This is a genomic window from Williamsia maris, assembly GCF_024171815.1.
Taxonomy (GTDB): domain Bacteria; phylum Actinomycetota; class Actinomycetes; order Mycobacteriales; family Mycobacteriaceae; genus Williamsia_A; species Williamsia_A maris.
Genome location: NZ_JAMTCJ010000001.1, coordinates 1,010,459 through 1,026,655, shown reverse-complemented (window position 1 = coordinate 1,026,655; position 16,197 = coordinate 1,010,459). Strand labels below are relative to the sequence as shown.

At 65.7% G+C, this 16,197-nt stretch carries 17 protein-coding genes; 9 read left to right on the top strand and 8 right to left on the bottom strand.

Translation table 11 applies throughout. From position 1 onward, the window contains the following. Nucleotides 1-7: 7 nt before the first annotated feature. Together LX13_RS04825 and LX13_RS04820 are read right to left on the bottom strand one after the other, a co-directional pair. Complete coding sequence (locus LX13_RS04825; RefSeq protein ID WP_253660146.1) at nucleotides 8-364, bottom strand: YbaB/EbfC family nucleoid-associated protein; 357 nt, start codon at nucleotides 362-364, stop codon at nucleotides 8-10. A gap of 47 nt (nucleotides 365-411) precedes the next feature. Next, a complete protein-coding gene (locus tag LX13_RS04820; protein WP_253660145.1) occupies nucleotides 412-861 on the bottom strand; it encodes a hypothetical protein in 450 nt (149 codons plus the stop codon). Nucleotides 862-1,120: 259 nt separating this feature from the next. On the opposite strand from LX13_RS04820, the gene LX13_RS04815 reads away from it, so the two are divergent. The 7 genes from LX13_RS04815 (at nucleotide 1,121) to LX13_RS04785 (ending at nucleotide 5,624) form a co-directional block, all read left to right on the top strand. Next, nucleotides 1,121-1,438, top strand: a complete 318-nt coding sequence (locus LX13_RS04815; RefSeq protein WP_253660144.1) for a type VII secretion target — start codon at nucleotides 1,121-1,123, stop codon at nucleotides 1,436-1,438. A 71-nt stretch (nucleotides 1,439-1,509) separates the two neighbouring features. Further along, the gene (locus LX13_RS04810) at nucleotides 1,510-2,751 is read left to right on the top strand and encodes a hypothetical protein (protein WP_253660143.1); all 1,242 of its coding nucleotides are present in this window, start codon (nucleotides 1,510-1,512) and stop codon (nucleotides 2,749-2,751) included. A gap of 36 nt (nucleotides 2,752-2,787) precedes the next feature. Further along, nucleotides 2,788-3,090 (top strand): WXG100 family type VII secretion target, encoded by a 303-nt coding sequence (locus LX13_RS04805; protein ID WP_253660142.1) that lies wholly within the window; start codon nucleotides 2,788-2,790, stop codon nucleotides 3,088-3,090. A 51-nt stretch (nucleotides 3,091-3,141) separates the two neighbouring features. Then, nucleotides 3,142-4,101 (top strand): PPE domain-containing protein, encoded by a 960-nt coding sequence (locus LX13_RS04800; RefSeq protein WP_253660141.1) that lies wholly within the window; start codon nucleotides 3,142-3,144, stop codon nucleotides 4,099-4,101. Next, on the top strand, nucleotides 4,098-4,886 hold the full coding sequence (locus LX13_RS04795) for an ESX secretion-associated protein EspG (RefSeq protein WP_253660140.1): 789 nt from the start codon (nucleotides 4,098-4,100) through the stop codon (nucleotides 4,884-4,886). Before LX13_RS04800 ends, LX13_RS04795 begins: the two co-directional genes overlap by 4 nt. Before the next feature lie 84 nt (nucleotides 4,887-4,970). Then, the gene (locus LX13_RS04790; RefSeq protein ID WP_188485732.1) at nucleotides 4,971-5,288 is read left to right on the top strand and encodes a WXG100 family type VII secretion target; all 318 of its coding nucleotides are present in this window, start codon (nucleotides 4,971-4,973) and stop codon (nucleotides 5,286-5,288) included. Between the two features lie 36 nt (nucleotides 5,289-5,324). Next, the gene (locus LX13_RS04785; RefSeq protein ID WP_253660139.1) at nucleotides 5,325-5,624 is read left to right on the top strand and encodes a WXG100 family type VII secretion target; all 300 of its coding nucleotides are present in this window, start codon (nucleotides 5,325-5,327) and stop codon (nucleotides 5,622-5,624) included. A 93-nt stretch (nucleotides 5,625-5,717) separates the two neighbouring features. Here LX13_RS04785 and eccE read toward each other — a convergent pair whose 3' ends face one another. Then, a complete protein-coding gene (eccE, locus tag LX13_RS04780; protein ID WP_253660138.1) occupies nucleotides 5,718-7,772 on the bottom strand; it encodes a type VII secretion protein EccE in 2,055 nt (684 codons plus the stop codon). Nucleotides 7,773-7,884: 112 nt separating this feature from the next. On the opposite strand from eccE, the gene eccB reads away from it, so the two are divergent. Together eccB and LX13_RS04770 are read left to right on the top strand one after the other, a co-directional pair. Beyond that, on the top strand, nucleotides 7,885-9,324 hold the full coding sequence (gene eccB, locus LX13_RS04775) for a type VII secretion protein EccB (protein ID WP_253660137.1): 1,440 nt from the start codon (nucleotides 7,885-7,887) through the stop codon (nucleotides 9,322-9,324). 117 nt (nucleotides 9,325-9,441) lie between these two features. Continuing rightward, nucleotides 9,442-9,792, top strand: a complete 351-nt coding sequence (locus LX13_RS04770; protein WP_253660136.1) for a CD225/dispanin family protein — start codon at nucleotides 9,442-9,444, stop codon at nucleotides 9,790-9,792. An 18-nt stretch (nucleotides 9,793-9,810) separates the two neighbouring features. On the opposite strand, the gene LX13_RS04765 is transcribed toward LX13_RS04770, so the two are convergent. From LX13_RS04765 to LX13_RS04745, 5 genes are all read right to left on the bottom strand, one after another. After that, a complete protein-coding gene (locus LX13_RS04765) occupies nucleotides 9,811-10,317 on the bottom strand; it encodes a hypothetical protein (RefSeq protein WP_253660135.1) in 507 nt (168 codons plus the stop codon). A 1,272-nt stretch (nucleotides 10,318-11,589) separates the two neighbouring features. Then, a complete protein-coding gene (locus LX13_RS04760) occupies nucleotides 11,590-12,312 on the bottom strand; it encodes a hypothetical protein (RefSeq protein WP_253660134.1) in 723 nt (240 codons plus the stop codon). 406 nt (nucleotides 12,313-12,718) lie between these two features. After that, nucleotides 12,719-14,482: a hypothetical protein gene (locus LX13_RS04755; protein WP_253660133.1), complete on the bottom strand. Its 1,764-nt coding sequence runs from the start codon at nucleotides 14,480-14,482 to the stop codon at nucleotides 12,719-12,721. Nucleotides 14,483-14,501: 19 nt separating this feature from the next. After that, nucleotides 14,502-15,086, bottom strand: coding sequence for a hypothetical protein (locus LX13_RS04750; RefSeq protein WP_253660132.1), 585 nt, complete (start codon nucleotides 15,084-15,086; stop codon nucleotides 14,502-14,504). Nucleotides 15,087-15,415: 329 nt separating this feature from the next. Next, nucleotides 15,416-16,105 (bottom strand): hypothetical protein, encoded by a 690-nt coding sequence (locus tag LX13_RS04745; RefSeq protein WP_253660131.1) that lies wholly within the window; start codon nucleotides 16,103-16,105, stop codon nucleotides 15,416-15,418. Nucleotides 16,106-16,197: the final 92 nt, after the last annotated feature.

Below are 16,197 nucleotides of genomic sequence, written 5' to 3'. Positions count from 1 at the left end.
GGACCGGTCAGGCGGGGCCGTCGCCGTATCGGATGGCGCCCATCGGACCGGGATCGCTGTTCGACGAGTCCGTGAACGCCCGGACCTGTTCTCCGAGGCTGCCGAACGCGGAACCCGCACCGGCGCCGGCCGTCTCGACGATCAAACTCGCGAGCGCTTCGGGCGTCTTCCGCATCGCGTCGTCGCTGATCCGCAGTTCGAGCAGCTCACCGGTCCCCGACACGACAACCGTCACCAGTTCGTCGGGGTCGGAGTGCTCGGCGCGGATCCCGGAGATCGCCTCGGTCGCCGACTGCAGGCGGTCTAGCGCGCGCCGAGCACTGGCCTCGATGTCGTCGAAGGTGATCGGGAACGTCGGTGGCATCGGCGGGCTCGAAGGAATCGGTGCCGGTGGGGGAAAGTTCTGGTCGCTCATACCCGCCTCAACCACGTTCCGGTCTCGTCGCCCTCGAAGTACTCATCGACGTGACGGTCCATCTCGGCTGCTTCTCGCTCACCGGGTAGTCCCGTGTACGACACGGCCTCGAGCGTGTGACCGTCGCGCAGCAGGGCCGCCCGCTGCGTCGCCCCCGCCCGGGTCCCGGCCTGTTTGCAGAGCAGCAGGATGGTCTTGGCGAGTTTCGCCGCGGACCCGTCCATCTCGGATCTCTCGATGTGGATCGAGGTCGGCAGCCCGTTCAACGTGGTCCGCACCTCTATAGACCCGGTGGGGGTGGCGGCCCGTCCGACCGTGGTCAGCGAGTGTTCGGGTTCGTCGCCGTCGGTGTCGGACGCGTCGTCCGACGCCGCGTCCTCGGGGGTCGATTCATCGCCCCAGTCGTCGTCATCCCAGTTGTCATCGCTGTCGATGTACCTGTCCACGCGACCATGATGGCACCTCGCGCCGACCGCGCCACGCCTCCACATCCGGTTTTCCACAGGGGTGTGCGGAAAAAAACTTTGGTCCGCGTGGAACCGATCCGACGTCCGACGCATCTGATGTGGCAAGACGAACCGGGAAGATGATGAACGTCTCTAACGATCACGTGGAATAGTGGTCGGATGTCGGTTATTCTCCTTTCCGGAAGCAACAGCTGGACAAGCGTCCGGCGATCAACGACTTCAGGGGGTCGTGGTTCAGATGACTGATATATCCGTCCATCCGGACGCAGTTCGCGCCTACGGCACCGCAGTTGCCGGTATCGGCACAGCGATCGAGAGCGCCGGGGCCATGGACCTCGCGGCCAACGTGGCCGTGATGGTGCCGATCTTCGGGCTCATCGGTCAGGACTTCCTGGCCAGCTTCGCCGGCGCCCAGTTCGCCAACGCGGTGTCGACGGCCTCGCTCGTCGGTGTGCACGCGTCCAGCGCGGCCGGTGCCTTCGGCGCAGCCTCCGGCTACCAGAACAGCGACGACAACACCGCTCAGAACCTGGGATCGGCGGGTTCGACCCTATGACCGAGGGTGCAGGCCACGCGCCGGCACCCGGACACGATCCGACCGCGGGTCACGGTCCCAGCGTGATGGACATGCTGGAACACAGTGGAGTCGCTCCGCTGCTGCACATGCCGGTCGGTGATGTCCTGGCGTCGTTGAAGCTGCCGCCGCTTCCGCAACTGCCTCCGTTGCCCCCGCTGCCGCATCTCCCTCCGCTGCCGACCATCGACATCGCGTCGCTGTTCAAGCCGCTCACCGACCTGCTCTCCGGATTCGGGTCGGGGAACATGGCGAACGCGCCGTTCGATCCCACCCAGTTGCTCAGCGGACTGCAGCAGGCCTTCGAGAGCGTGACCGGCCTGGGCACGCAGGCGATGACGATGGTGGCACCGTTCTGGGCCGGCGCGGGCGGTACCGCGGCCATCACGAAGGGCGTCGAGGCCAACGGCAACGGTGTGGCCACCGGCGCGCAGAGTGGCGACATCTCCCGGATCGTGGGAGTCGCGACCGCGACCGTCGGCAAGGGCGTGGCCCTGCTCCAGGCGATCATCGCGAAGTTCGTGGCGTCGGTGGCGGCCTTCATGCCGTTCATCACCACGCCGGTGGGTGTCGCGGGCATCATGGCGTCGGCCTCCGAGCATCTCGCCGAGGGCATGGTGGTCGTCGGCGAGACCCGCGCCGAACTCACCGCACACACCGCGAACATGTCGTTCGCCGGTGCCCCGGTCCCGATCACGGCCGCGCCGCAGATGATGTCGTCGATCCCGGGTATGGCGTCGACGGCCGTGCAGGCCGTCAGCTCGCCCATCCAGTCCATCGTGGGTGCGTTCGGTGGCGCCGGAGCCGCGGGCGGCGGGTCGCTCGCGGCCCGCTCCGCATCACTGCGCACCGGTTCCGCACACGACCTCGATTCCGCGAAGACCGCTACCGCAGGAGCCGGTGGCGGCGGCGGTGGCGGGGGAGGCCTCGGAGTCGGCGGAATGGCCGGCCTCGGCGGTGCCGGGACCAACCCGACCGGATCCCTCAGCTCACGTCCCTCCGATTCGCCGGTGGGTCCGGGCCGCGGCGCCGGTTCGTCGACCACCGAGGAGGTCACGACCACCCGTGCGTCGACCACCTCCGCGATGGCGCCCGGTGGCATGCCGATGGCGGGTGCCGCAGGGGCCGGTGCGGGCGCGTCGAACGCGAGCCATTCGCGGGACACCCCGGTGGACGCGCGATACGCCGACGACGTGGTCGGCGAGGTGCCCACCGCGAGCCCATCGGTCCTCGGTGGGGTGGAAGCACCGGTGGCCCAGTCGGTCTGGGACAGCCCGGACGAACTCGAATCCTGAAGACGCAACCGTTGACACAGCAAGGAAGTGGACGCAATGAGTGACATCTCGGTCGACCCGCACCACATCGCCCAGGCCGTCGGACGCCTCGAGAGCATCGCCACGGAGATCGAGCGCACCGTCGGTCAGCACCGGTCGACGCTTCAGGTCAAGCCGGCCGGTACCGACGAGGTCTCGACGACCGCCGCGAAATCTTTTTCCGAATCCGCGGAACTTTTCGACGCCGAAATCGTCAAAGGTGTGACAGCCATCCGCGACGTCGCAACCGCGCTGCGCGACGGCACGGCGTCGGTCGGGGCATCGGACACCGCACTGGCGCAGGACGTCTCCGGTATCTGAGACCACGACACATCCGCCCTACCGACGAGACAACGATGAGGAGCCAGAACGATGATCGGGTTCACTGGAGTTCGCTGGGAGACACGGCAGGCCGAGCGCCTCAGCCGGGATCTCTCGGCGGGCGCCGGACCCAAGCCGTTGTTCGAGGCCGGCCTCGCCTGGGCATCGATCGCGTCATCGCTCAAAGACCTCGACGCCGAGATCACGCAACTCCGCAAATCTGTCGTCGAGGGGTGGTCGGGGTCGGCGGCACCCGGTGTGCTCACGGCGCTGGAGTCGTTGAAGGCGTGGGTCGCCCAGACCTCGGAGATGGCCCGCAAGAACGCCGAAGCCGCTGAGCGGCAGGCGATCGCGCACACGATCGCTGTCGCGGCCATGCCGGACGCCGCTGTGATCGCGGGGGTGGCCCAGCTCGAGGCGGCCCTGAAGATGGTGGTCGCGCCGCCGTCGGCATTGATCTCGGGCGGTATCGCCCGGCTCGACGAGCAGGCCGTCGGGATGAAGGCGCAGGCGTCGCGCGTGATGGAGTCCTACGAACAGGCGACCACGCCGGTGTCGAAGCCGGCCCATCCGCCGGAGGCCCCGAAGAACCTCGTCGACCACAACCGCGCCGCCGAGGCGCGTGCGGCTGCGGAGGCGAAGCTCGCCGCGTCGAACGGTGCCGCGATGGCCGCGGCGCAGGCCGCCATGTTGGGGGTCGCGGCGATGAGCGGCCCCCGCGGCCGACTGCGTGCGACCGACGAATTCGTCAGTCAGACAAAGCGTGCCGAGGTCCGGGTGGACACGGTCTCGGGCGAGAAGGTCGTCGTCGGGGTGGACGGGACCACCGTCACCCCCACCGGTCCCGCAGGTGCCCCGTTCGTACCCGCGGCCGGTATCGCGCAGGGATCGAATTCTGATGCGACAGTGGTTGCCGCGACGAACTATGATTCTGTACAGGAAGTCGTGCCGACCGGCACGACCTCAGCGGCGCCGTCGGTCATCGGGGTCACGGATCGGGGGGAGGCGTGACGGTCATCGGTTTCGACACGGTCCACGAGTTCACCCTCGACGAGATGCTGACGCTCTGCGATGCGCTCGCCCTCCAGGCGATGCCCGCGGTTCTGCGGATCGAAGCACGTGACGAGGACACCGCGCCCGCAGCCGATCTCGAGTCGGCCCGGAGAAGTCTCGTTCGCGAGGGCGAGCTGGACGAGCTCGGTAACGTCGACCTCGACGTCCGCGGCGCACTCGAGGCCGCGGTCGCCCCGGACTGGATGATCGAGATGCGCCGGGTCGACGCGACGCAGATCCTCAGGGTCTGCCTGGTCGGTGTCGCCGACCGCCGATTCATGCTGACGCGCAACGGAGAACAGTTCTCCACCCGTGAACTCCGTGCCCACGACGACGCGGCGCTGGTCCAGAACGAGATCGGCCGCCTGATCGGTGAGGCCCCCGGCGCCACGGTGCGGGAGATCCGACAGCCCAGCGATGTGCTCGACTCGGCGCTGGCCGCCTGTGCCGACCCGGATGACTACGCCGCGGAATTCTTTCGGCTCGGACTCGACGAGACCGACGCACGGATCCTGTCGCAGGCACTGTGGTCGTGTAGCGGACAGACCGAGATCGTCGCGCACGCGGCCAGCGAGGCCGAGCGGACCGTGATCGCGGTGTTCGACACCCAGCGCGGCCGAATCGTCTCCGTCGCAACCCCATCGGTCACCGGCGAGCGATGGACTTCCATCGCACCCGGCGACCGCAACCGAGTTTCCGCGGCGCTGCGGCAGCTCGCCCACACACTTCCCGGAGGCGTCTGATGACAGCCGACTGGGATCGGCGGGAGTGCTTCTCCCGTGACATCACAGACGTCCGATGGTCGGACACTTTGAAGGGAAACTGAAATGAGCAAGACAGATATTGATCCCGCGGCCGTCGCTGCCTTCACCAGGAAGGGCGAAGAGGTCCGGAGTCACATGAAGTCCACTCTCACCAAGACCCAGGCCTCGGTGGACGCCGCGATCTCGCCCGCCGTGTGGGGCGGTCAGGCCTCCTCCGCGTTCGGCGACGTCACGACCCGCTACCAGGCGGCGTCGGGCAAGCTCAACAACGCGATGCAGGAGATCCTCGACTCGGTGACCACCGGTGCGCAGAAGTTGAGCGGATCCGACGAGAGCAACACCCAGGCCATCAAGGGATCCGGCAGCGGCCTGAACTTCTGATCGACCACCCGACCACTTTCTCGAAAGGACAGACACATGTCTGAAGCACCGATCGTCTACTCCGCAGGAGTTCTCGAGCACCTCAACGACATCAAGGCTCGTGAGAACGAGTTCACTGGCCTCGTCCAGGAGATGGAGGGCCTGCGTAACCAGGTCATGACCTCCTGGAACCAGGAATCCAGCTCGGCCGCGGCCTTCCACGCAGCGCACCGCAAGTGGACCGCAGACGTCGAGGAGATCCAGCAGGTTCTCCGCTCGATCATCGCGCGCGCCACCGACGGTGTCGGCGACATGGCCAGCACCGAGAAGAGCGTCGCCTCGATGTTCCACGGCTGACCACACTCTCGAACGCAAAGGCGGGGAGTCCCATTCGGGACTCCCCGCCTTCGTCGTCAGATCATGTGGTCGTGGTCAGCGACCCGGGGGCGGTCAGTCGTCGGACTGCGAGTGCCTGTTGTGTCGTCCACTGGGCGGCCCTGGATCCGGCTGGCTCGGGGTCGCGCCCGGGGGCGGTCCCGACGGCCGATCACGCGGCCCCATCGGTGTGTAACCCCGTGGGGCCGTGCGAGGACGCTGCGGTTGCGGGAGTGCCCCCGGACCGGCGCCTCCAGGTCCAGGTCCGCCTGGACCGGGACCACCGGACCCCGGGCCAGGACCGCCAGGTCCTGATCCACCCGGACCGGGGCCACCGGGACCCGGGCCGGCTCCGGGATTCGGACGCTGGAAGTTCTGCTGCGGCGGTCCTCCGGGGCCGCGCGGATCCGGCGCCGGTGGAGCCACCCGCGCGCGTGCCGGACGGTCACCGGCGGCAACGGGTTCGGGCGTGCGGGCCTGGCGTGCACCCTCGATGAGCGCGCTCTCGGCAGGCAACGACACCAACGACACGGCGAGCGAGTCGGTTCGGGTGACCACGTAGACGCGGTTCTGGTCGTCGCGCTGCTGGTAGATGGCGACGTCGGACGTGTCGTCGAGACGCTCGGGCAGGCCGGCGGTCCGATGGACACGCAGCTGCGTCCCGACTGTGGGGTCCTCGGTCGCCTCGCGGGCGTCGAGGATGCACAGCGTGAACATCGCTGCGGTGTGGCTCTGTTCGATGGGCGACGTCATGAACACGGTCCGTGCGTCGTTCACGTTCGACACCAGTGGTCGCCACGAGTCCGGGCGGTCGGTCTTGATGATGACCTTCGCGCCGACCGCGATGGCACGGGCGACGATCTGCTGGGTGAGGTACGCCGAGCCGTAGACATCGACGCGACGTACATCGGATCCGAACAGCGGGACGGCGATCGCCTCACCGCGGACGTCGGCGCCGAAGAGTTGGCCGTGCCCGCCGTCGACGACCCGGATGGCGTCGAGCTCGTCGAGATCGAGCGAGATCACCGGCAGGGACGCCACATCGTCGCTGCCGACCGGGAGCGTGCGGTTCAGTGCGGGTCGCTGCCGACCGACGAGGCGCCGCAGGGCTTCCGGCGGGTTGAGGGCGAGGTCGCCGATGGTCGCGTAACGGATCACTGTCGACAGCGCGTACTTGTCGCCGTCGCGGGTGAGCCGGATGGCGCAGGTGGTCGACGCGCTCGGGACGGTCCAGATGGCGTTGCTGAGCGCGGCGTCGACGGGGGTGTCGAGCGTGTAGGCGCTGGTCGAGTACGAGCCGTAGGTGATCGACGACCAGTCCTCCGCGGCGTCGTCGACGTTGGCGTTGTCGATGAGGCCGGCCGACATGGCCGAGATGCCGTGCGCGGTGAGGATCGACGGACGGTAGCCCTCGTGGGCAAGGTGATTGGCCACTCGGCGGGTCGCGGCCATTGCCGTCTTGAGCACCCCGGCCGACCCGCCGCCGCGTGATGCGATCGCGTCCGGGCACAGCAAGGGGTTGAGGCGCAGGACAACCCACACGTCCTGCTGGGGCAGCGTGGGGAGGTTCGACGTGAGGCGGACGTACGGTCCGGTGAGGTGCGCCGCGCCGCGCGAACGCCACCCGTGCGCGACCACGTCGATCGACTCGAGTTCGATGTCGAACTGCGACAGCGCCTTAGCGATGACCCCAAGGGACAACTGAGAGGTCGAGACGATCGAGTTCGACGGTTTCAGGACCGTCGGGGACACCGGGCGGGCGATGCGGACAACCGTGATGAGGCGGTCGTCGGCCCAGCGCGCGCCGATCGTCGTGCCGTCCGACTGCGGCAGATCGAAGGGGATGGGCGGGTCGTTCGGGGTGCTGCCGTAGCGCCGGAAGTAGGCGAGTCGGCGACCGACGCGTCCGTAGACCGAGATTCGCGAGGGCGCACGAATGGCCAGCAGTGCGCCGATCACGCCGACCGCTGCCGCGATCGACGCCGAGATGGTGAACGGCTGACCTGCGGCTCGGAGAACGACGAACACGGCGATCGCGACGACCTCGATACCGACGATCGACCAGAGCGGGAGTGTCCGGGAAAGACCGCCGGCCGAAGAGGAGGTGCCGAGGCGGGTCGGTTGGGCCACGTCGAGTACCTTAACAGCAGTTCTGTACGGCTGGACGGCTGCCCAGATGGTCGAGATCGATGACCCGCGCGGTCCGCCGAGAGCGGACCTTCCAGAAGTGAACGGGGGCGTAATGGCACAGCGCACGACCAAGTCTCAGGTGAGCGGCTACCGCTTCCTGCTACGCCGGCTCGAGCATGCGCTGGTCCGTCGCGACATCCGGATGATCCACGATCCGATGAGCGCGCACGTCAAGTCGATGATCGTCGGTCTGGTGCTCACCCTGCTGGTCGTCGGTGGCGCCGTGGTGTTCGGTTTCTTCAAGCCGCAGGGCTCGGTCGGCGACTCGAAGATCCTGATGAGCAAGGACTCCGGCCAGCTGTACGTGTTGCTCAACGGGCAGCTGCGGCCCGCGTTGAACCTCGCGTCGGCGCGTCTGGTCACCGGGTCGGCGGCCAACCCGAACTCTGTGAAGGACTCGGTCCTCAAGGACTACCCGCGTGGACCGCAGGTCGGCATCGCGGGTGCACCGAGCAGTCTCGCCGCCCGTGGCGCACCGGGTGTCTCCGAGTGGACGGTCTGCGACCGGCTCGACGAACCCCGCGACCCCGACGGCACACCCACGGTTGCGGTGGTCGCGGGCACGCCGAAGTTCGCCACGGGCTCGCGCGGCATCGGCACCAACGACGCGCTGTTCGTGCGCAACGGCGACTCCTACTTCGTGGTCTACCGCAACACCCGCGCACAGATTGATCCGGAGGATCCGGTCATCCGGCAGGCACTCGGCCTGCAGTCCATCGCGGCGCGGTCGGTGAGCACGGCGTTTCTCGATTCGGTTCCGCCGTCGCGTCCGATCACCGAGCCTTCCATCGCCGACGCGGGTAAGTCGTCTCGATTCGAGCTGGGTGGCGCACGGATCGGCTCGATCGTCCAGGTGTCGAGCCTCGACTCGTCGTCCGGCCAGGGGGATCAGCTGTTCGTGGTGTTGAGCACCGGCATCCAGGCGGTGTCGCCGTTCGTCGCCGATCTGATCCGGGCGTCGATCGCCACGAGCGGGCAGCCGGTCACGCTGGGGCCGAACGCGATCGCGACGGTTCCGCGGGTGGACACGTTGTCGCTCGACGGGTATCCGGAGACCGCGCCCGCCGAGGTGGACGGCACGACGCAGCAGACGCTGTGCCTGGGGTGGCGCAAGGACCGCGACGCCGAGGCGACGTTGTCGGTGGCGCTGACGCCCTCGATCCCGGTGGAGAACCAGGACGAGTTGATCGCTTCCGTCGGGTCACGGACCGACGGTGTCGGGGCCAACCTGACCTACGTGCAGCCCGGTACCGGCTACTTCGTGCGCACCACCGGATCCAGTCCGGGCAGCGGCCAGGCCGCATCGGACTTCTTCATCAACGACACCGGTGTGCGCTACGGGGTCCCGGACAGCTCGATCGCGGCTCTCGGTATGCCGGAACCGCTTCTCGCTCCCTACCCGGTGGTGAAGCTCATCCCTCCGGGCCCGGCGTTGGCGCGCAACGCCGCGCTCATCGCGCAGTCCGACGTGCCTCCGGGGGCCGGTTCCTGACACGTAGGTAGTGGCCGGGAACATCGCGTTCGCTCGGTGCATCCAATGTGTATGGCCGTCGGCGACGGCCGCGGACCCTGCGATGTGGTCCGACGCACCGATCGAAGGATGCCCGGGATGAACTACTCAGACGACGTGCCCACCACCCGTATCGAGCAGCAGCAGTGGATCGATCCCACTGCACCGTCGGGTCACTGGAAGCCGCGCGAGGCGCCGAAAGCCAACGGCGGCTGGGCCGTCGCCGCGCTGCTGTTCTTCTGGCCGTTGGCCTTCGTTGCCTTCAGCAAGGCGTTGTCGGTCCCGACGTTGTTGGCCCTCGGACGCGTCCAGGAAGCGCAGGAAGCATCGGATTCTGTTGTCCGACTGGGCAAGATCGCGCTGGTGTGTGGGATAGCGATCGGCGTTGTCGCGGTCGTGCTTCAGGTGGTCGTGCTCAGCGAGGTGACTGCCACCTCCACCATCCGGTAGACGGTCTGGGTCACTCGATCAGCGTGTGGTGTCGGGGTTGTCGGTGGTGTCGAGGTTGAGTCCGCCGAGTACGGGTGGTGCAGTGTCGGGGAGTTCGCCCGCGATCTCTTCGCCGTTTTCTTCGGAGATGAGGTAGCGGGCGCTTTTGTGTTCTTTCTCGTTCTCGCTGCCTTGGCCTCCGCGTGCTCCGCCCATCGGTGCGCCGCTACCCATGCCCGCGCGGCCGGCTGCCGGTGCTGCTTGCGGTGCGGCCTTTGCCCGCTCGGCAGCACTGAGACCGGCTGCGCTGCGCGCGGACAATGAGCCCTCTGCGGCAGCGATGCCGGCGCCACCCATCTTGCCGATACCACCACCACCGCCGGCGCCGCCACCACCGGCTCCGCCGCCCTTACCGAGAGCCGATGCGGCCTTCGCGGCAGCACTCTTCTCGCCGTCGGCCATCGATCCCAGCCCGGCCGAACGGGTCAGTGGCGATGCGCCACTCTTGCCGCCCAGCCCCTTTGCGGTGTCACCGGCTTTCGACATCGCCGACTGCGCCGCAGACGCCGGGTTGCCCTGACCGGACTGCGCAGCAGCGTTCTTCGAGGCGTTGGACGCTGCGGTACCGGCTGGGTCGCCGGTCGCTTGACGCGAAAGTGTCTTCGCCGCATCGCTACCGGTTCTGTTTCCTGCGGGGGCGGGGCCACTTCCACCGCCCCCACCGCCAGCGCCTCCGGCCGCGCCGCCGCCGGCTCCGGCCGCGCTGGTTCCGGCGGACCCGTTACCTCCACCGCCGCCCGAACGCGAGAAACCCATCGGCATGAGTGTGCCAATCGGGCTTCCGGGGTCAGGCAGATTCAACAAACTCGACGAGGTCTTCGTTGCGGCGGGGTTGTAGGTGGAATCAATGACCGCGCGACCCTGTTGGTCGAGCCCGTTGACGACAGTCTGATGACTTTGCACAAGAGCGGGACTGAGACCTGACGCCCTGACGGCCGTACTGTACGAGAATTCTCCGCTTCCAGGCGCGACTTTAGCCCCTCGAAACCCGTTCGGGTCCCGATCACTGCCGCGACCCAACCGGCGACAACATTGGCGTTGACGAATGCGTTCTTACCTGTGCTTGTTGCTATATCGGCAACGCTTCTTGATCCTGCGCGCACACCGTCGGCGGCGGTTCCCGTCCAGGTCCCGTTCGCCAAAACACCCGAAATGCCGGCGTCAAGGGCCGCTGCGGTCGCGGCGATATCTCGAGCCACTGACATCCAGTTGGTAACACTAATGTGTTGAGTGACACGGGGTCTGCGGGCTGGCTGTTGCCGAATCCCCATTCCACGACCCCGCCACCTGGAGAGGTTTCGGCCCCAGCCGAACATGGAAATTTACCGAGAAACGCATCCTTGCCAACGGGATCAGACGGACGGCAGTCAGCAACTCCCGAGGCCGGCTGGCCCACCGCGGGGTAACCGCCCGCTTTGTCAGAGGTCGTTTTCAGCGCATTTGCGGTCTCCTCGTCACGCGCCTCGATTCGCTTACCCGCCTCGCGTACCGCGCCGCCAAGTTTTTTAGTGCTCATTGTCAGTCCTTTGGCGGCTTTCCAGCAGGTATTGCCGAGTTCGCTCAGACTCGTCTAATTGTCACCTGCCGATGCGAAGTCGCCCGCTAAGCCTGCGTTGGCAAGCCGCTGGGCCTGCCCTGAAATAGCTTGAAACGATTCAACGGCAGCATTGCAGTGCTGCGCGATCAACCGGGCTGTGCTCGGCTCAAATACGAGTGATGAGTTGGCCTTTATTTCGCTCAGCGATGGGGTTGACAATTTCAACCTTCGGTCGGGCGCATCTGGACGGGGCGCGACGGTAGAAGTGGTGCAATCTTTGGCGCGAACTCCTTCGCCTTGTCGCAAGGGTCAGCGCGATATCCGTCGCGTGTGTAAACCGTCACTACAGCACTTCCGTAAAAAGTGCCCCACGAGAGGTTGCAGTACACGAGATCCTCACTTACGTCGCCAGGATTTTGATACAGTGAACCGGTTACGTCACGCCAAATCGGCACTGCTCGCGCGATATTGGTGTGTTTGGGTGATGCCGTGTCTTCTGCATAGCTAGTTGCTTGCACAGTCACCGTGATCCCTATCTGTTCATAGTTTGGACCGCTAGGGCCTGCCATGCTGCAGGTCTGAAGTAACGTGTGCTGGCCGCCAAAACCGGTCTGCTTTGTCTCCATTCCGAGTACCTGTTTAGTTAAAGAATCCGGCAAGAATGTACAGACGTACGGAATGAGTTTGAGGTAGGGGTTTTCGTCGTTGCTGTAGGTGGTTACGACACCCGTCATGTCTTTGGTGGAGTTGATGTCTTGGATGGAGTCGGGGACGGTGCCCGCCGGCGTTGGCAGAGCTGCCGGGTTCGACGATGAGGACGCGGCTTGCGGGTCCGGCCCTTCGGCCGAGGATGAACATCCGACGACCGCGACAAGTGCCGCGGCGAGAACCGCACTCGCGACGGCAGTGGTCCGCCGACTCGGGCCGTGTGCTGAAGTTCTCAATCCAGATCCCCTCATTCTGTACGACTGTCCGCTACATGATGCCAGTATCGGAATCGTGCGTCTCATGCTGATTCTCTCTTCTGGTTGTGCCGACTGCGCACGGTGTTGAAGACCTTGTTGACAAGCCGAGCCAATGCGTCGGCGTCGACCCCGAGGGCGGTCGCCGGCTGATCCATGACGAGCGCGTAGCGACCATCGTCGTCGATGTCTGCGACATGGATGTCCGCGGAATCCGGGCTCCGTTAATCGCCTTTGAGCACCGCTCTCCGTGAGCACTTCGATCGATGATGGCTAGCGGTTGGTGAGTAACCGCGCCCTAGTACTCGGCGCGATCGTCTGCGAATGGCGGCTACGGATGCAGTCTTAAAACCATCGCGAACCCGCGACTAGGCAGCGGTCGCGCTTTCTAGCGTGTGGTGTCGGGGTTGTCGGTGGTGTCGAGGTTGAGTCCGCCGAGTACGGGTGGTGCAGTGTCGGGGAGTTCGCCGGCAATTTCCTCGCCGTTTTCTTCGGAGATGAGGTAGCGGGCGCTTTTGTGTTCTTTCTCGTTCTCGCTGCCTTGGCCTCCGCGTGCTCCGCCCATCGGTGCGCCGCTACCCATGCCCGCGCGGCCGGCTGCCGGCGCAGCTTGTGGTGCGGCCATTGCTCGTTCGGCAGCACTGAGACCGGCTGCGCTGCGCGCGGACAATGAGCCCTCTGCGGCAGCGATTCCGGCGCCACCCATCTTGCCGATACCGCCACCACCGCCTGCGCCTCCACCACCGGCTCCACCGCCGCCCTTGCCGAGAGCCGATGCGGCTTTGGCTGCGGCGCTCTTCTCGGCGTCGGCGATGGAGCCCAGCCCGGCCGACCGGGTCAGCGGTGACGCGCCACTCTTGCCGCCCAAGCCTTTCGCGGTGTCACCGGCTTTCGACATCGCCGACTGCGCCGCAGACGCCGGGCTGCCCTGACCGGACTGCGCCGCAGCGTTCTTCGAGGCGTTGGACGCTGCCGCCGCAGCCGGATCGCCTGTGCCCTGGCGCGATAGGGTCTGCGCGGCGTCGGAGGCCGGCTTACCTCCCGAACCGCCGGGGCCGCCGCCGGAACCGCCGGAACCGCCAGTGCCGCCGCTAGGGGATGTGTAGTTCGAAGAAGTTTGCAGGCCGGGAGAACTGACAGGACCGGGGCGGCTGCCGGGCGCGAACAAAGGCACAAGGGCTCCGGGTGGGCTGTTCGGGTCGGGCAGGTTGAGTAGCCCAGAAGAAGTTTGCGTAACCGCGGGGTTGTAGGTGGTGTTGATCAAGTCACGCCCCGCTTGATCGAGCCTTTGCATGGCCGCTTGCTGTTGTGCCATCGCGGCGGGGGTGAATATGGCGGCGTTAGTCGGGGCCAGTGCTTCCGCTTCCTTCTGTTGCTTGAGTCCTTCGAAACCGGTTCTCGTGCTCAGGACACCCGTCACCCACGCAGACACGGTCAGTGAGTTGGTGAATGCGTCCTGTCCTGCCTGGGTGGTCGCCTTCGCGAAGCTGTCGACATACTGATGGATGGCGTTCGCCGCGGTGCCCGTCCAGGTTCCGGAGGCGAACAGGCCGGCGATGCCCGTCTGAAAGACCTCGGCGGTGGCGTTGATGTCGCGAGCAACCATCATCCACAGCTTGACCAGCTCAGTGAGCTTCTGGGAGTTGGCTGGCTGGGTGTTGATGAATCCCCAGTCGACGACACCGCCGCCAGGCGTGGACTCCATTGATGCATTGCACGGGAACGGGCCAAGATTCTTGTCACTTTTATCCGGATCAGTGAGCAGACACGCCTGCGCGCCAGCTGACGACGCCCCAATTGCGGGATAACCATCAGCTTTTGCGGTGGTCGAGTTCAATGTCGCTGAGGTAGCCCAGTCCTGCGTGACGATCCGCTGCCCGGCCTCCCGGACGGCGTCACCAAGAGCTTGCGCACTATCGGCAAAACCTTTCACGGCGGAATTGCAGAGTCCTCCGAGAATTCCTAGGTCTTTTTGTATCTCCGATGCGGAGTGAAAGCTTCCTGCGGACCCTGCATCAACAAGTAATTGTGAATTGGTGCGAATATTACTGAAGGCGTCAGCTGCGGAGTTGCAGTGCCGACTGATGGCGGCAGCGGTTTCGGGATCAAACTTCAGTGAAGGATTCGATGTGATGTCGGCGATCGTCGGCATTGGTCCGGGGGGCATGGGTTCAGCCCTCGGTGGGACGCATTTGGATGGGTTTCGAAGGAAGGTAAGGAGCGACAAGTTTAGCGACCTCGACGACTTTTCTGCAGGGGTCAACGCGGTACCCGAAGCCAGCGAGGACGGCAACTCTGGCTGTGCCGTAGAACGTGCCCCACACCATGTTGCAGACGCGGGTCCGAGGTGTGCCGTCACTCCGGTCGTCGTCGTCGCCAGCGTTCTTGTAGACCAGTCCCGTGACGTTGCGCCAGATGGGGACGCTGGTCGCAACATTAGTGTGAGTCGGTGAGGCGAATACGTCCGTAAAGCTGGTTGCTTGCAAGGTGACGCTGATCGAGAGCCTCGCGCCGCCCAGTGGGGCGGCCTCGTTTTGCATGTTGCACAGATTGAGCAGTCGGTGCTGGCCCGCGAATCCATTGCTAATCTGGGTCATCCCAAGTTTGCCTCGAGTGATGCTATCCGGCAGAAAAGGGCAGACATAAGGGATGAGATCGAAGTATGGGTTCTTTGGTGAGTCTGCATCGCTGTAGGTCGTCACGACACCGGTCATGTCTTTGGTGGAGTTGACGTCTTCGATCGAGTCGGGCTTCACGCCCGGCGATGTAGGCAACAAAGCACTGTTAGACGCTGACGCATCCGATGTCGCTGGCCCGGCTTCACCCGAGGTGCCACTGGTGCACCCCGACACCCCTACAACTGCGGCGATCACTACCGCAACCACCGCTACCAGACCCCGCGACTCAGTTTTCACCATCAACCCCTCCTGGACAGATGTCCTCATCATGCCGTACGGATCCGTGCTTCTAGAACTTTACGGTGCGGGCGAACGCCACCCGATGGCGGAAAAGGCCTGATGAGCACCGGTATCAAGGCCTGGTAACGATTTTGTTCCACACGTAATGGTCTGCTCGATAACAGGAGTCATACCGATGCACTCCTCTGGCCGTGTCTGTCACGAACCGCGTTCAACGTTTTGTTGACAAGCTTTATCAAGCCTGCGTCGTCGACCGGCAGAGCCGTCGCCGGGTTGTCCATGAGAAGCGCATATCGCCCGTCGCCGTCGATGTCTGCGACGTGGACCTCGAGCGTCGTGGGCTTGAAGCGATCGGCGAGCGACCCAGCTCGCAACGTCAGTACGGCTCCAGCATCACATCCGAGATGAACGAAAGCGGCAGCGGCGGTCTGAGTCGATGCTGTCGACGAGACCGCCGTAACGCTGGTCTCCAGCAGCGGCTCGTACTTCACGGGCACAGCTGTGTCACTGGGAAGCCGACCTGCCGAACGGGCATGCGGCAGCGTAGACAGCAAGGCTGAAGTCCACGCGCCGAGCGGATAACTCGCGATGCGCACCGCCCCACCGATGGTGAGGTCATTCGTGGATTCCTGAGTGGCCACATAGGCCATCTCCGATCCTGCACGCCACGTTCCGTGTGCGCGGAACCGGCGCGCTGCCGGAGCCGATGAAGCGGCGCCGATGATGTCCACGCTCAGGGTCGGGCGGTGAAACGTTTCGAGCGCGGTCGCCTTCATCCGAGTCATCGCGTCGTCGAGGGTTTTACGGATCTGTTTCTCGGCCAGTCGCCGAGCATCGGCATCGGGGAACAGCTCCACGGAGCCGTACGCGAATGTCTGTGGGTATGGGGCGCCACTCGGATCTGACTCCCACAACAACCGGAACTCGTGAGTGCTCAACTTCCATGCAT

What these genes read in the sequence shown, in the direction of transcription:
- LX13_RS04825 (WP_253660146.1), bottom strand. Translation starts at nt 364, where the DNA reads ATGCCACCGACGTTCCCGATCACCTTCGACGACATCGAGGCCAGTGCT.
- LX13_RS04790 (WP_188485732.1), top strand. Translation starts at nt 4,971, where the DNA reads ATGAGCAAGACAGATATTGATCCCGCGGCCGTCGCTGCCTTCACCAGG.
- LX13_RS04770 (WP_253660136.1), top strand. Translation starts at nt 9,442, where the DNA reads ATGAACTACTCAGACGACGTGCCCACCACCCGTATCGAGCAGCAGCAG.
- LX13_RS04785 (WP_253660139.1), top strand. Translation starts at nt 5,325, where the DNA reads ATGTCTGAAGCACCGATCGTCTACTCCGCAGGAGTTCTCGAGCACCTC.
- eccB (WP_253660137.1), top strand. Translation starts at nt 7,885, where the DNA reads ATGGCACAGCGCACGACCAAGTCTCAGGTGAGCGGCTACCGCTTCCTG.
- LX13_RS04805 (WP_253660142.1), top strand. Translation starts at nt 2,788, where the DNA reads ATGAGTGACATCTCGGTCGACCCGCACCACATCGCCCAGGCCGTCGGA.
- LX13_RS04800 (WP_253660141.1), top strand. Translation starts at nt 3,142, where the DNA reads ATGATCGGGTTCACTGGAGTTCGCTGGGAGACACGGCAGGCCGAGCGC.
- LX13_RS04815 (WP_253660144.1), top strand. Translation starts at nt 1,121, where the DNA reads ATGACTGATATATCCGTCCATCCGGACGCAGTTCGCGCCTACGGCACC.
- LX13_RS04810 (WP_253660143.1), top strand. Translation starts at nt 1,510, where the DNA reads ATGCTGGAACACAGTGGAGTCGCTCCGCTGCTGCACATGCCGGTCGGT.
- LX13_RS04755 (WP_253660133.1), bottom strand. Translation starts at nt 14,482, where the DNA reads ATGCCGACGATCGCCGACATCACATCGAATCCTTCACTGAAGTTTGAT.
- LX13_RS04765 (WP_253660135.1), bottom strand. Translation starts at nt 10,317, where the DNA reads ATGTCGAAAGCCGGTGACACCGCAAAGGGGCTGGGCGGCAAGAGTGGC.